Genomic DNA, 13,226 nt, shown 5'->3' with positions numbered 1-13,226 from the left:
TCTTGATTTCTATTATTAAAATTATGGAGAACTCTTGAGAAAGTTACTTTGGCTAAATCCCGTTGTAAAAAATATGTATGACTTCTCTGCGTTAAAAGAGCTCTTGCAAAATAAGGGCTTTAACATAGTAGAGTGCGAAAGAGATCATGTTTGTGATGTTAAAAATTCATATAAAAATTTATGCTCTAAAGGCATGGTTTTAGACAGTCGCTGTCCAAGAGCTGTAAATTTTATAAGATCAAATTTCAAAGAATTTTCAAACAATATTTCAAACTTAAATCCCATTTTAATAGAAAGCGCCATCGAGCTTAGCTCAAATCTAAAAGAAAATGAGTGGCTTTATATAACAACACCTTGTGAGGACTTGGCTGAGCTTGGAAATTCTTTAAAATTAGAGCGAACTACATTTTTAACATGGAAAAATTTTAAAGAGCTAAACGATATAAATTTACAAATAAGTAAAATAGAATCAAGCCCGATCCCACCTGGATTTTTTGAAAATTTAGGTATAAAAACACTAAGCTTATGCAGTAAAGAAAAGATACAAAACGCATTTTCATATAAATTTAGCGAGCTTAAAAACTATCAGATCATCGAGCTTTTATACTGCGAAAACGGCTGTCACAATGGAGATGGGCTGTGATAGAAATTTTTAAAAAGAGCATTTTGATCCTAGTGATCTTTGCTCTCTGGCAGGTCGTTTGCGAGCTAGAAATTTTCACGCCCTATATCTTGCCAAGTCCTATTACGACACTTAAAACGATGTTTGATATGAGCTTAAGCGGCGAGCTAATAACGCATGTGATGATTAGTTTTAAGCGTATATTTGTTGGCTATACTTTTGCTTTTGTTTTAGCATTTGTTTTTGGCGGAGTGGCGGCGCTATTTCCAAAAGCTAGTATTTATTATGAGTGGATACTAGAGTTTTTTAGAAATGTTCCGCCACTTAGCCTTATTGCTATTTTGGTACTTTGGTTTGGTATAAACGAAACTCCAAAAATTATTATTATCATACTAGCATCGTTTTTCCCAATGTTTTTAAGTATTTCAAAAGGGCTAACTAGCTGCGATGTGAAGCTCGTTGAGGTTGGTAAAATTTTTTGTTTTAGTAAATTTGAAATTTTTTACAAAATCATCCTAAAAAATGCCATAAAGGATATCTTTGTCGGTATGCGTATAGGTTTTGGCTACGCGATGCGAGCGATTGTGGGAGCGGAGATGATCGCAGCTTCTAGCGGATTAGGCTATCTCATACTTGATGCTGAGGAGCTTTCGCGTGCAGATAGGATATTTGTAGGCATTTTTACGATAGGAATTTGCGGTGTGCTCATAGATAGGATATTTTTGTTTTTGATATCTAAATTTAGCCTTTTGCGAGGCGATAAATGATAGAAATTTCAAATTTATCCAAGCATTTTTATATCGGCGAGAAGCGGATCGACGTTTTGAGAGAACTAAATTTAAGCATAAAAAAGATAAGATCACCGTCATACTCGGCAGAAGCGGATGCGGTAAAACTACGCTTTTACGCCTCATCGCCGGTCTTGAAAGCGTAAGCCTTGGCGAGATAAAATTTAAAGAGCAAGCAAAAATTGGCTTTGTTTTTCAAGAGCCTAGGCTTATGCCTTTTTTAAACGTCTATGAAAACATCGTATTTGCGCTTAAAAAGCATGAGATAGACGAGGTAAAGATAGATAGACTCATATCAATGATAGGACTTAATGACTTTAAATTCGCCGCTGTTTCGCAGCTATCTGGCGGCATGAGCTCACGCGTTTCTCTTGCAAGAGTGCTAGCATATGAAGCAAATTTGATCCTTATGGATGAGCCATTTGCGGCACTTGATGCTTTTACGAGAGCCAGCATGCAGGCTGAAATTTTAAAGCTTCAAGCTGGTAAAACCATCATTTTTGTCACTCATAATGTCGATGAAGCCCTATATTTAGCAGATGAGATAATTTTGCTTGAAAAAGGTGGGATGAAATCAAGCTATGATCTATCAAATCTAGCTAAGCCAAGAGATTTGCTTTGCGATGAACTAATAAATTTAAAGCGTAAAATTTTGAGTGAAATTTAGCATTTTATAAAATGATAATTAAAACCAAAACGAAGCAAAAAGTTATATAATTTGGAAAATTTTTAAAGGAGCAAATATGAGAAAGTTTTTTAAGATTTTGTGTGCAGCCTCTTTGCTTTGTCTAGTCGCAAACGCAAGTGAGCTAGATAAGATCGGCATGACCTACGTCAAATCGCCGCTAAACGTCCCCTCAATCGTCGATAAATTTAAGGGCTTTTATGTTAAATCTTTTGGCATACCAGTTGAGTACTCTGAGATAACATCAGGTGCAAAGCAGACTCAAGCTCTAGCTTCAAATTCGCTCCAGTTTCTAAACTGCGTGGGCGGAACTTCAGTCATACTTGCCGCGGCAAACAAAGCTGACATAAAGATCATAAGTGCCTATTCAAGAGCACCTGAAGCTTTTGCGATATTTGCTAAAAATAAAGGCATAAAAACCGCTAAAGACTTAAAAGGTAAAAAAATAGCAGGGCCAAAAGGTACGATATTAAATGAGCTTTTGGTTAGGTATCTTGCTCTTGGCGGTCTAAGCATAAATGACGTAGAGTTCGTTTCTATGGGCATCCCAGCTGCACAAGCTGCACTTGAAAATGGTAGCGTCGATGCAGCACTTCTTGCTGGACCAGCTGCTTATAATGCTAAAAAATCAGGACTTAGTGTCGTAACAACAGGCAAGGGCGTCATCACTCCAGTCATCGTCACTGCCACAAGCGGAGAATTTTACAAAAAGCATAAAGACCTAGTTGAAAAATTTAAAAAGGCTCAAGATAAAATTTTGGCTTTTATGAAAGCAAATGAGGAAGAGGCATTAAAATTTACAGCTGAAGAGACCGGGCTTAGCATAGAGGCGGTAAAGAGTATGTATCCGCAGTATGACTTTAGTCCAAAGATCACGGCTGAAGATATAAAAGCACTTGAGGCTACGCAAGAATTTATGCTCGAGAGTAAGATGATCGAGCAAAAAGTAGATATAAAATCGCTTCTAATAGATTAAACAAAAAGGGCAAAATTTGCCCTTTTATCCTAAAACTAATAATCAAAAATTTACTAAATTTTAGCTCACGCATTTAATAATCAAAACTGACTAGGCGTATCAAAAAGGTTTAAATTATAAAGCAAAATTAGCGCTAAGCAAAAATATAGCCATTATTTTTTGCATTTTTATTTTGCTATAATAGCCCAAAAATTTAATAGGAAAAGATATGATCCCATTTAGCGATGAAGAACTTTTAAAACCAGTCAGTGCGAGTTTGCAAAAGGTATTACCGATGCTTGAAAATGATGGCGGTGGTATGGAGCTACTTGGCATAAAAAATGGCAAAATTTATGTAAGACTTACCGGGCATTGCCATGGATGTGCAGCTAGTACAACTACACTAAAATATGGGCTAGAAAGACAACTTCGTATGGATATTCACCCAGAGCTTGAGGTCGTAAATATCCCGATTGGCGAGGAATTTGACATTGATAGATTATAAAAAAATAGGCATTAAACACTTCAAACGTTCTAAATTTAAAGAAGCAATCTTTTACTTCTCTCTAGCTTACGAAAAGACACAGGATAAAAATTTACTATTTTTGATACAAATTTGCTCCCTTGGCGAGAAAAATGCAGAGGAAGCAAAACTTTTATTTGACTATTTTATGGATAAACTAAGAGCTGGCGAAGATGATGAAGGAATGGATGAAATTTTAAAAATTTTAGAATCAAGATTGGCTAGTGATGAGTATTTTGAAGAGCAAGACGCGATCAGCTACGAGGACTTTAAAAAGGCTGTTTATAAGGATGGGAGCTTCAAAAAGGTCTTTGAAAATATCATGTTCTCAACCAAGGTTATGATCTCAAACAAAGATGATTTTTTAGAATTTTTGGGAAATTTGATAAAAAATGACTTCATCGAAATGAGTATAAACTATCTTGAGAGTGCGGCGGTGATGTTTGGTGGCGATGAGCGCATAGATCAGCTTTTTAAAGAGATACAAAAAAGACAAAACGATGAAAATATCAGTAGAAAATAGCTTCATAACAGATGACTCAAATGAGTGTGAAAATGGCTCATTTTTCGTGCAAACTGCTGCAAATGCAAAATTTGCGGAGGCAGCGGTAAAAAATGGCGCTAAAATAATCAGCCTTGAAGAGTGCAAGAAGCTTTTAAAAATCGATGAAAACTTAAAGATAGTCGGCATCACTGGCACAAATGGCAAGACCACAACAGCTGCTGCTATCTATGAGACTTTGCGAAATTTAGGTAAAAAATGCGGGCTAAGTGGCACGAGAGGGGCATTTATAGAGGGTGAGCAGATAGATGACAAGGCGCTTACGACAAGTGCCATTTTAAGGACGCTTTCATACCTCAAAGCAGCCAGCGAGCAAGGTTGCGAGTACTTTGTGATGGAGGTTAGCTCGCATGCGATCGCTCAAAAACGTATAGAGAGCTTGAAATTTGCTCTAAAAATTTTTACAAATTTGACTCAAGACCACCTCGACTACCACAAGAGCATGGAGGAGTACGCCAGGGTAAAGTCGAGCTTTTTTGATGATGATGGCATGAAGCTTATAAATGCTGATGATAATGGCATTAAATTTAACCCAAAAAACGCTTATACGTATTCGCTCAAAAAGCCAGCCAGCTTTGCGCCGGTAGTTTATGGGCTAAAGGACGGCATAGACGCGGTTATCAAGACGCCAAATGGCGATGTGGAGATAGACTCAAGCTTGCAAGGCGAGTTTAATCTTTACAACCTAATTGCAGCCCTTGGCGCTGTTTGCTTGCTAGAGCGTCCAGACGCGACCGCGCTTTCAAAGGCGATAAGCAAATTTAAAGGGGTTAGTGGCAGAATGGAAGTGGTTAGCACCGATCCGCTAGTCATCGTGGATTTTGCTCATACGCCAGATGGTATCGAAAAGGTGCTAAACTCGCTTAGACATCTAAATTTGATAGCGGTCTTTGGCGCAGGCGGTGACAGGGATAGGACAAAACGTCCAAAAATGGGAGCGATTGCCCAAAAATACGCAAGAATTTGCATCGTCACAAGTGACAATCCAAGAAGCGAGGAGCCAGAGAGCATAATCGATGAAATTTGCGCTGGCATGAGCCAAAATGAAAATTTGATACGAAACGCCAACCGCAAAGAGGCGATAGCGTTAGCCATTAGCAAGCTAGAACCCGGCTGGGCGCTTGTCATACTTGGCAAAGGCGACGAGCCATATCAGGAGATAAAGGGCGTCAAGCACCCATTTAGCGACAAAGAAGTAGTAAAAGAGCTTTTAAAGAGGTAAAAATGAATATAGAAATTTTAGCTAGCAAGATCCACAGAGCTGTCGTAACAGACGCAAATTTAAACTATGTTGGCTCGATCAGCATCGGTGAGGAGCTTATAAAAGCTGCAAATTTGATAGAAAATCAAAAGGTTGAAATTTTAGACGTAAACAACGGCGAGAGATTTGCCACCTACGTGATAAAAGGTAAAAAAGGCGAAATTTGCCTAAATGGCGCAGCTGCGAGAAAGGTCTGCGTGGGCGATGTGGTCATCATCGTGGCTTACGCTAGCATGAAATTTAAAAAGGCTAAGAAATTTAAGCCAACCATCGTGCACGTAAATAATAAAAACGAGATCATAAAGGAGTAGGCGATGTTTGAGGGATTTGACTTTTCAAAGATGGGGCAGATGCTCGAGGATGTGCAAAAGCAGGCCAAGCAGATGGAAGAAGAGAGTAAAAATAAAGAATTTGGAGCAAAAAGTGGTGGCGGACTTGTAAGCGTGAGAGCAAACGGCAGTGGCGAGATACTTGATATCAGCATAGATGATAGCTTGCTTGAAGATAAAGAGAGCATGCAAATTTTGCTAATAAGCGCCGTAAATGACGTGCTAAAATCAGTTGAGGCTGATAAGAAAAACACCGCTTCAAGGATGCTTGGCGGCCTTGCTTCGATGGGGATAAAATGAGACTAAAATATAAATTTGCCCTTGCTTTTTTGCTATCAGCACTTTGTCTAAACGCCGATCCTAGACCTACACAAGAAGACTTTAATGCCTGCTTTGAAAAGAACAAAAACTCAATCGTCTCAGTAAATAAACACTTTGGCGTGGCTATTACGAAAAATTTGATCGCAGTGCCAAAAAGTGAGGGAGCTCCACTTGGCGAATATGTCAAATTTGACCCATATTTACAGCTCTTTTTGGTCCGCTCTAGCAAGGAGCTAAGCCCTGTCGTGATGGCTGATGAGACCAACGAGGAGCGCATCAAAAAGAGCACCTGGGTTGGCATCTTAAATGATGCAAACAACACCGTCATGGGACATATCAAGTCTTTAGGGCAAAATTTAGGCGACTTTGACACGCTAAGCTTTGAGTATAACGCGACTGGCGAGATAAATACCCCTTGCTGCAAGATGATAGGCATAGCTGTTGGAGCTGATAAATTTATACCAAATCGCTATTTAAAGCACTTTGTATCTTATGATGACGTCTACTACGGCGATATCGGCGTGAAATTCTTGCAAAAAGAGGATAAATTTTTTGTGGGTCTTGTTGATTCTTTGGGTCGTGGCAAGATGATGATGGTCGATGATGAGCTTGTGAGTGTAAATGGCATCAAGCCAAAGAGCTTAAGAGAGCTAAATGAGATGGTACTTTTTGCTCCAAAGGGCGCAAAGCTTGACATCATCGTGAAGCGCGATAAGCAAGAAATGCTCTTTCAAGTGCCAGTAAGCGGGGATGTGAAATTTAACCAAAGCCTCGATGTAGACGCCCCTTCAAGCCTTGATATACCAAATTTCAACATCATGCCAAAAGAGCCACAAACAATGCTTGATGATAAGATTTTGGTGGATTATGGTATCACGGTGGATAAAAATTTAGTCGTTACTAAGGTCGAGCCAAAGTCAAATGCAGAAATTTTTGGCATCAAGACCGGCGATAAAATTTTGGGTTTTGATAAACAAAGCGTGAGTAGCCGTGAAGAGCTTTTAGAGAAGCTTGGTGAATTAAAAAATTTTACGCTTCTATTTACTAGAAATGACTTTCAGTTTTTTGCAAGAGTGCCAAAATGAGCATACTTGAGGACTTTGTAAAATTTCTAAACGCAAATTTGCCAAAGGCGCCTAGCTTTCACCCTTACTACGAGGAGGCACTTGGCGTTATGCTAAAGGCTGGGGGCAAGCACTTTAGGGCGCTTTTGCTTCTTGGTGTGGTGGAAAACGTAGATAAAAGCCTCACGCAAAAGGCCATGAGAGTGGCTTTAGGGCTTGAAATGATGCATACATACTCGCTTATCCATGATGATCTACCTTCGATGGATAACGCAAGCCTTAGGCGCGGCACACCAACGCTTCATGTGACATACGACGAAACGACTGCGATACTTGCAGGAGATGCGCTAAATACGCATGCTTTTTATGAAATTTCACGCGCTGATCTGAGTGCTGAAACACGTATAAAATGCGTGGAAATTTTAAGCGAGAATGCTGGCGTTAGCGGCATGGTGCTGGGTCAGGCGCTGGATTGTTTTTTTGAAAATACAAACAAAGAGGACATCAAAAGAGCAAAGGCTAAATTTGGCCTATCTGGTAAGATGCTAAGCCTTGATGAGCTAGTCTTTTTGCACATCCACAAAACCGCAAAGCTGATCGCTGCTAGCCTAAAAATGGGTGCTGTGATAGCAAATTTAAGCGAAATAGAGTGTGAGAAAATTTATGATATCGGCCTAAAGCTAGGCCTTGCTTTTCAGATACAAGATGATATCATCGATCTTACAAGCGACGAGGCGGCCGCTGGAAAGCCTGTGCATAACGACTTAGCTAAAAACTCATTTACAAATTTACTTGGCCTTGAGGGCGCTAAAAAGAAAAAAGATGAGCTTATTTGCGAGATAGAAGAGACACTAAAACAGATAGACGCTGGCATAGCTAAGATGATCTTAGAGCTTACAGATAAACACCTTAGATAAAAGCTAGAAAATTCTAGCTTTTTACTACTAAAAATTTAAAAAATTTATATCATTATTTAGACATTTTGGACAAAAACACAAGGCAAGTTTTAATCACTTTTTTGTATAATCTGACGTAATAAAAGGAGATCATATGCTAAAAAAACAAGCCGATACTATAAGATTTTTGTGCGCTGACATGGTGCAAAACGCTAACAGCGGACACCCAGGTGCGCCTATGGGTTTAGCTGATATTATGGTGGTTTTAAGCAACTTTTTAAAACACAATCCAAAAAATCCAAAATGGCTAAACAGAGATAGACTAGTTTTTAGCGGTGGTCACGCATCAAGTTTGGTTTATAGCTTCTTGCATCTAAGCGGCTACGATCTAAGCCTTGATGAGCTTAAAAATTTCCGCCAACTTGGCTCAAACACACCAGGACACCCAGAGATTCACACTCCAGGCGTTGAGGTTGCTACTGGCCCGCTTGGTCAAGGTGTAGCAAACGCAGTAGGTTTAGCTATGGCAGAAAAATACGCTGCAAACGTGCTAAACGAGCCAGATAATAAAATAATCGATCATAAAATTTATTGCCTTTGCGGTGATGGCGATCTTGAAGAGGGTATAAGCTACGAGGCATGTTCGGTAGCTGGAAATTTAAGACTAGATAATCTTGTGCTCATTTACGACTCAAATAACATTACGATCGAGGGTGACACGGCGATAGCTTTTAGTGAGGATGTCAAAGCGAGGTTTGAGGCGCAGGGCTGGGAGGTCGCGCGTATCGATGGACACGACTACGATCAGATCGAATTTGCACTTGAGCAAGCAAACGAGAAAGAGTCGCCATATCTTATCATCGCAAACACACGTATAGCACGTGGTGCAATGGAGCTTGAAGGAAGTCACCACAGCCACGGTGCACCACTTGGCGAAGAGATCATCAAAAAGGCAAAGGATGCAGCTGGCTTTGACCCTGAGAAGAAATTTGCTATCGACGAGGACGTGCTTTTAAGATTTAGAGGCGCAGTTGAAAAGGGCGATCTAGAAGAGGCGATGTGGAACAAAAAGGTTGAGGCGTTAAGCATTGAAGGCAAAAATTTACTAAACTCACTTCTTAATCCAGACTTTAGCAAGATCGAATTTCCAGACTTTAGCGACAAAAAGCTAGCCACAAGAGATACAAACCATGTCATTTTAAATGAGATAGCTAAAAAACTACCTGGCTTTATCGGCGGCAGCGCTGACTTAGCTCCTTCAAATAAGACTGAGCTAAAGGGTATGGGCGACTTTCCAAATGGCAAAAATATCCACTACGGCATCAGAGAACACGCCATGGCAGCTATCAACAACGGTATCTCAAGATACGGCCTTTTCTTGCCATTTTCAGCAACATTTTTTATTTTCAGCGACTATCTAAAACCAAGTGCGAGGATAGCAGCGCTCATGGGTATCAAGCACTTTTTTGTCTTCACGCACGATAGCATCGGCGTTGGCGAAGATGGTCCGACGCACCAGCCTATCGAACAGCTTAGCACATTTAGAGCGATGCCAAATTTCTACACTTTCCGCCCAGCTGATGGCAACGAAAACTCAGCTAGCTGGCAAGTGGCTCTAAATTTAAACGCTCCAAGCGCCTTTGTGCTTAGCCGTCAAGGGCTTGATCCACTGGCAAAAGGCGAATTTGGCGAGGTTAGTAACGGCGCATATCTTTTAAGCTCGTCAAAAGATGCGAAGATAACATTTATAGCAAGTGGTAGCGAGGTCTCACTCTGTGTAAAGGCAGCTGAAATTCTTGGCGAACAAGGCATTGGTGCAAACATCGTGTCAGCTCCTTGTTTTGACCTACTTTGCGAGCAGCCAGATGAATACGTGGCTAAAATTTTAGACAAAAATACGACGATCATCGCAGTTGAAGCTGCAACTGGCTATGAGTGGTATAAATTTGCTGACGCAGTTTATGGCATGAATAGCTTTGGCGCTAGCGGAAAGGCTAACGAGCTATTTGATCACTTTGGATTTACTCCGCAAAAGCTTGCAAATTTTGCTAGCGAACTTATATAAATTTAATCTTGGGGAGTAAAATCCCCAACTGCAATCTAAAATCAAAAAAGGCATTTTATGGAAATTTCTCACGTTATTGTTTTGGCCTTGGTGCAAGGTATAAGCGAATTTTTGCCGATATCTAGCTCGGCTCATCTTATCTTGGTGCCAAAGCTACTTGGCTGGCCAGATCAAGGGCTTGCTTTTGACGTGGCAGTGCACGTTGGTACGCTAAGTGCGATACTTTTTTATTTTAAAGATACGATTTTTAAGCTACTTCGTGACTTTTTTGCCTCGATCGCACAACGAAAGATGGTAGGCGATAGCTTGCTTGTCTGGTGCGTGGGATTTGCTACCATTCCAGTTGGGATCTTTGGGCTTTTGTTTAACAACATTATCGAAGAATACGCAAGAAGTGGCGTTGTGATCGCTATTACTACGATCGTCTTTGGCATAGCACTTTACTTTGCTGATCTTCGCTCGACAAATAAAAGTGAATATGAAATGACTATAAAATTTGCACTTATTATCGGCCTTGCCCAGGCCGTGGCACTTATCCCTGGCGTCTCAAGATCAGGTATAACGATGACGGCAGCCTTATTTTTAGGTTTTAGCCACAAGGGAAGTGCGAATTTCTCATTTTTGATGTCGATCCCAGTCATTATCCTAGCTGGTGGGCTTGAGAGTATCAAACTTATAAAAGATCCAAATGCTCTTCCTTGGAGCGATATCGCCCTTGGAGTCATCATAAGTGCTGTTAGTGCTTATCTCTGCGTTAGGCTATTTATGGGGATCATCTCAAGGATTAGGATGCTTCCTTTTGTCATCTACCGCTTGATTTTGGGAGCATTTTTACTTTATCTATTTTTGTGATTTTAAAGCTTTAAAAAGTAAAAGCCAAGTGTGGAGAAATTTTTCACACTTGGCAAGAATATTTAGCGTGAGTATCTTTCAGGAAAAATTTCAAGATAAGCTTGATAATTTAATCCTCTTTTTTATCTTTTTTAATAACATTTAACAGATCTTTTGCAGCTTGATAAGCCCTATCTCCAAATTTCTTGGCTTCTGATTTGATGTCTATTTGCTTAATGTCTTCAAATTTTTCATTGGCTTTTTTCTCAAGATTAGCGATCTCTTGTTTGATCTCTTCGATTTTGTCATTTGTATCAAAATTTAGCTTTAGCTTTTTACTCTTGTCATTTAGCTCTTGCTTTAAGGCTTCAAATTTATTATTTGCCTCACTCATAAGCTTTGCCATGCCGTTTGACTTTAACTCTTCTATTCTTGAAATGATCTGCTCTCTTGCTTGATCGCTAATGCGTTTAAATTTTGCTAGGTTTGTATCTAGCTCGCTATTTATCACATTTTCGATCTCATTCCTTGCCACACCTTCAAATTCTTTTTCAAGTTCCCTAAGCAAGGCTATAAATTCTTCATCAATATTTTTTAAATTTAGTAGTTGTGAGTTTAGCCTAAGCTCATCTGGAGCAAATTTCGCCTCATCTTTAAGTTTTTCTATAGCCCTTAAAATACCATCTCTTGTGCCACTTATCGCCCCACTTATCAACTCTTTTGCAAAGATATGACCCTCATCTGCTAAATTTGCCGCTGCTATGATGATGTTTTTTGAAATCTCAAGTATCCGCTCTTTGCTAAACTCTCCTCCAATTATCGCAACATAGGTCATATTTTTAGCTATCGCACCAGCTGTTTCTTCGACATCTTTTGCGCCTTCAAGAGTTGTTAAAAATGCGATTTGAGCACTTTCTTTTAAAATTCCAAGAAGCCTTGTTTCTCTAATGATCGCATTATTTAAAAGCTCTAAAATTTCCTCTTTTTCACTAAAATTTCTATCTTTTACGACCTCTTCAGCTGCTTCAAATGAAATTTTGAGCCTATTTTTTATCTCTTCACGTTTTGCTTCTATTGCACGATTTAGCTCATCTTTTTTATCAAGTAGCTCGTAAAGTGTCTTTTCTTCAGTACCGACAATGGCTTGATTTATTCCCTCCATGGCATTTTTTAGATTTTTTGCGTTTATGAGATCTTCTTTGTTCATTTTGTCATAAAGCTCATTCATTTTAGCCTTTAAAATTTCTGGCAAAGCATTTATATCTTTGTTTGCAGCATCCTGAAAGAAGTTATTGCAAAGAGCTTTTATGCTTATTAATAAGCCATCGCTACTTTTATAATCATGTAAATTTTGTTCTAAATTATTCATATCTTTTACCTTATAAAACGTATTTTGCTTCGTGTTTTAGTGCTGAAAATATCTCTAGCCTCTCTTCTTCGCTCAAAATTAGTACGGCTAAGTCATAGCTTGCGTACTTTTTATCTTTGCTAAATTTTGAAAAAACTAGCTTAAATTCTCTATCTTTTACTATCTCTTTTACCTTTTCTTCTACATTGACATCTGCATCAAATATTATTTTGTATTCCCAATGCGTTGGGTAATCAATTTTTGCTTTTTTGTTATTTAGATCGCATATACTCGCCACTTTTTCCTCCTGTCTTACTCTCTAATACGATATTACTTATTTCCATGCTTTTATCTATAGCTTTTACCATATCATAAATCGTTAAAAGCCCCACGCTAACGCCAGTTAATGCTTCCATCTCAACGCCTGTTTTACCCTCTATTTTTACACTCACATAAAGCTTAAAAGCGCAAATTTCAGGTAGCTCTTCGACATCACAATCCACACCTAAAATAGCTAGTGGATGGCACATCGGGATTAGTTCACTTGTCTTTTTTGCACCCATTATCGCAGCAACGACAGCTGTTTGGATGACTGGACCTTTTTTGCCAGTATTTTCTTTTATCGCTTTAAAGGCCTCTTTGCTCATCTTGATGATCCCACTAGCAGTTGCTACTCTTTTTGTTGGATCTTTTGGGCTCACATCGACCATTTTTGGACGATCTTTCTCATCTAAATGCGTTAGCATTATCTCTCCTTTTTGGCGGATTATAGCCTATTTAAACAAATTTAAATTACCAATGGCTTTAAGCTAAAAATATATCAAATGTATAAAATTTAGCTTTTTACTTAAATACTAAAGATTTCTCATTGCTTAATATAATTATCTAATTTAAATAATTTTCTTAAGAAATAATTCAAATTTAAATTTTTGTTCAAATTAGTACTAAAAATAAGCGATTTAATAGATAATAAATT

Annotated in this window: 17 protein-coding genes; 14 read left to right on the top strand and 3 right to left on the bottom strand. The window is 38.9% G+C overall.

Features of this window, described 5'->3' with window-relative positions; all coding sequences use genetic code 11:
- Positions 1 to 34: 34 nt before the first annotated feature.
- From CYO92_RS00080 to CYO92_RS00020, 14 genes are all read left to right on the top strand, one after another.
- Positions 35 to 643, top strand: a complete 609-nt coding sequence (locus CYO92_RS00080) for a hypothetical protein (RefSeq protein WP_103589161.1) — start codon at positions 35 to 37, stop codon at positions 641 to 643.
- Positions 640 to 1,389, top strand: a complete 750-nt coding sequence (locus CYO92_RS00075) for an ABC transporter permease (protein ID WP_103589160.1) — start codon at positions 640 to 642, stop codon at positions 1,387 to 1,389. Before CYO92_RS00080 ends, CYO92_RS00075 begins: the two co-directional genes overlap by 4 nt.
- Positions 1,386 to 1,556, top strand: a complete 171-nt coding sequence (locus tag CYO92_RS09395; RefSeq protein ID WP_223315366.1) for a hypothetical protein — start codon at positions 1,386 to 1,388, stop codon at positions 1,554 to 1,556. The genes CYO92_RS00075 and CYO92_RS09395 overlap by 4 nt, the downstream gene beginning before the upstream one ends.
- On the top strand, positions 1,481 to 2,077 hold the full coding sequence (locus tag CYO92_RS00070; protein WP_223315367.1) for an ABC transporter ATP-binding protein: 597 nt from the start codon (positions 1,481 to 1,483) through the stop codon (positions 2,075 to 2,077). The genes CYO92_RS09395 and CYO92_RS00070 overlap by 76 nt, the downstream gene beginning before the upstream one ends.
- A 76-nt stretch (positions 2,078 to 2,153) precedes the next feature.
- On the top strand, positions 2,154 to 3,071 hold the full coding sequence (locus CYO92_RS00065) for an NrtA/SsuA/CpmA family ABC transporter substrate-binding protein (protein ID WP_103589159.1): 918 nt from the start codon (positions 2,154 to 2,156) through the stop codon (positions 3,069 to 3,071).
- A gap of 208 nt (positions 3,072 to 3,279) precedes the next feature.
- A complete protein-coding gene (locus CYO92_RS00060; protein WP_021091089.1) occupies positions 3,280 to 3,555 on the top strand; it encodes a NifU family protein in 276 nt (91 codons plus the stop codon).
- The gene (locus CYO92_RS00055; protein ID WP_021091130.1) at positions 3,542 to 4,096 is read left to right on the top strand and encodes a hypothetical protein; all 555 of its coding nucleotides are present in this window, start codon (positions 3,542 to 3,544) and stop codon (positions 4,094 to 4,096) included. Before CYO92_RS00060 ends, CYO92_RS00055 begins: the two co-directional genes overlap by 14 nt.
- Positions 4,074 to 5,357 (top strand): UDP-N-acetylmuramoyl-L-alanyl-D-glutamate--2,6-diaminopimelate ligase, encoded by a 1,284-nt coding sequence (locus tag CYO92_RS00050; protein WP_103589158.1) that lies wholly within the window; start codon positions 4,074 to 4,076, stop codon positions 5,355 to 5,357. The genes CYO92_RS00055 and CYO92_RS00050 overlap by 23 nt, the downstream gene beginning before the upstream one ends.
- Positions 5,358 to 5,359: 2 nt before the next feature.
- Positions 5,360 to 5,707, top strand: a complete 348-nt coding sequence (panD, locus tag CYO92_RS00045) for an aspartate 1-decarboxylase (protein ID WP_002941539.1) — start codon at positions 5,360 to 5,362, stop codon at positions 5,705 to 5,707.
- A 3-nt stretch (positions 5,708 to 5,710) separates the two neighbouring features.
- Positions 5,711 to 6,025 carry a YbaB/EbfC family nucleoid-associated protein gene (locus CYO92_RS00040; protein WP_002941513.1) on the top strand — a complete coding sequence of 105 codons (315 nt, stop codon included), beginning with the start codon at positions 5,711 to 5,713 and terminating at the stop codon, positions 6,023 to 6,025.
- Positions 6,022 to 7,131: a DUF7488 domain-containing protein gene (locus CYO92_RS00035; protein ID WP_103589157.1), complete on the top strand. Its 1,110-nt coding sequence runs from the start codon at positions 6,022 to 6,024 to the stop codon at positions 7,129 to 7,131. Before CYO92_RS00040 ends, CYO92_RS00035 begins: the two co-directional genes overlap by 4 nt.
- Positions 7,128 to 8,027, top strand: a complete 900-nt coding sequence (locus tag CYO92_RS00030; RefSeq protein WP_103589156.1) for a polyprenyl synthetase family protein — start codon at positions 7,128 to 7,130, stop codon at positions 8,025 to 8,027. The genes CYO92_RS00035 and CYO92_RS00030 overlap by 4 nt, the downstream gene beginning before the upstream one ends.
- 133 nt (positions 8,028 to 8,160) lie before the next feature.
- Complete coding sequence (gene tkt, locus CYO92_RS00025; RefSeq protein WP_103589155.1) at positions 8,161 to 10,071, top strand: transketolase; 1,911 nt, start codon at positions 8,161 to 8,163, stop codon at positions 10,069 to 10,071.
- 57 nt (positions 10,072 to 10,128) lie between these two features.
- Positions 10,129 to 10,923 (top strand): undecaprenyl-diphosphate phosphatase, encoded by a 795-nt coding sequence (locus tag CYO92_RS00020; protein ID WP_103589154.1) that lies wholly within the window; start codon positions 10,129 to 10,131, stop codon positions 10,921 to 10,923.
- A 109-nt stretch (positions 10,924 to 11,032) separates the two neighbouring features.
- On the opposite strand, the gene CYO92_RS00015 is transcribed toward CYO92_RS00020, so the two are convergent.
- From CYO92_RS00015 to moaC, 3 genes are read right to left on the bottom strand one after another with little or no spacing between them, the layout of a single operon-like run.
- On the bottom strand, positions 11,033 to 12,271 hold the full coding sequence (locus tag CYO92_RS00015; RefSeq protein WP_103589153.1) for a hypothetical protein: 1,239 nt from the start codon (positions 12,269 to 12,271) through the stop codon (positions 11,033 to 11,035).
- Between the two features lie 10 nt (positions 12,272 to 12,281).
- Entirely contained in the window at positions 12,282 to 12,548 is a 267-nt protein-coding gene (locus CYO92_RS00010; protein ID WP_103589152.1) for an HP0495 family protein, read from the bottom strand.
- Positions 12,523 to 12,999 carry a cyclic pyranopterin monophosphate synthase MoaC gene (gene moaC, locus CYO92_RS00005; protein WP_180997820.1) on the bottom strand — a complete coding sequence of 159 codons (477 nt, stop codon included), beginning with the start codon at positions 12,997 to 12,999 and terminating at the stop codon, positions 12,523 to 12,525. The genes CYO92_RS00010 and moaC overlap by 26 nt, the downstream gene beginning before the upstream one ends.
- Positions 13,000 to 13,226 lie beyond the last annotated feature (227 nt).

The sequence above is a fragment of the Campylobacter concisus genome, assembly GCF_002913715.1.
Lineage (GTDB): Bacteria > Campylobacterota > Campylobacteria > Campylobacterales > Campylobacteraceae > Campylobacter_A > Campylobacter_A concisus_AG.
The sequence above is the reverse complement of the archived record's forward strand: the minus strand, read 5'-3'. Positions and strand labels throughout refer to the sequence as shown.

Coding starts and splice junctions, on each gene's coding strand:
- CYO92_RS09395 (WP_223315366.1), top strand. CDS start 1,386: ATGATAGAAATTTCAAATTTATCCAAGCATTTTTATATCGGCGAGAAG.
- CYO92_RS00065 (WP_103589159.1), top strand. CDS start 2,154: ATGAGAAAGTTTTTTAAGATTTTGTGTGCAGCCTCTTTGCTTTGTCTA.
- CYO92_RS00060 (WP_021091089.1), top strand. CDS start 3,280: ATGATCCCATTTAGCGATGAAGAACTTTTAAAACCAGTCAGTGCGAGT.
- CYO92_RS00050 (WP_103589158.1), top strand. CDS start 4,074: ATGAAAATATCAGTAGAAAATAGCTTCATAACAGATGACTCAAATGAG.
- panD (WP_002941539.1), top strand. CDS start 5,360: ATGAATATAGAAATTTTAGCTAGCAAGATCCACAGAGCTGTCGTAACA.
- CYO92_RS00040 (WP_002941513.1), top strand. CDS start 5,711: ATGTTTGAGGGATTTGACTTTTCAAAGATGGGGCAGATGCTCGAGGAT.
- CYO92_RS00035 (WP_103589157.1), top strand. CDS start 6,022: ATGAGACTAAAATATAAATTTGCCCTTGCTTTTTTGCTATCAGCACTT.
- CYO92_RS00030 (WP_103589156.1), top strand. CDS start 7,128: ATGAGCATACTTGAGGACTTTGTAAAATTTCTAAACGCAAATTTGCCA.
- tkt (WP_103589155.1), top strand. CDS start 8,161: ATGCTAAAAAAACAAGCCGATACTATAAGATTTTTGTGCGCTGACATG.
- CYO92_RS00020 (WP_103589154.1), top strand. CDS start 10,129: ATGGAAATTTCTCACGTTATTGTTTTGGCCTTGGTGCAAGGTATAAGC.
- CYO92_RS00015 (WP_103589153.1), bottom strand. CDS start 12,271: ATGAATAATTTAGAACAAAATTTACATGATTATAAAAGTAGCGATGGC.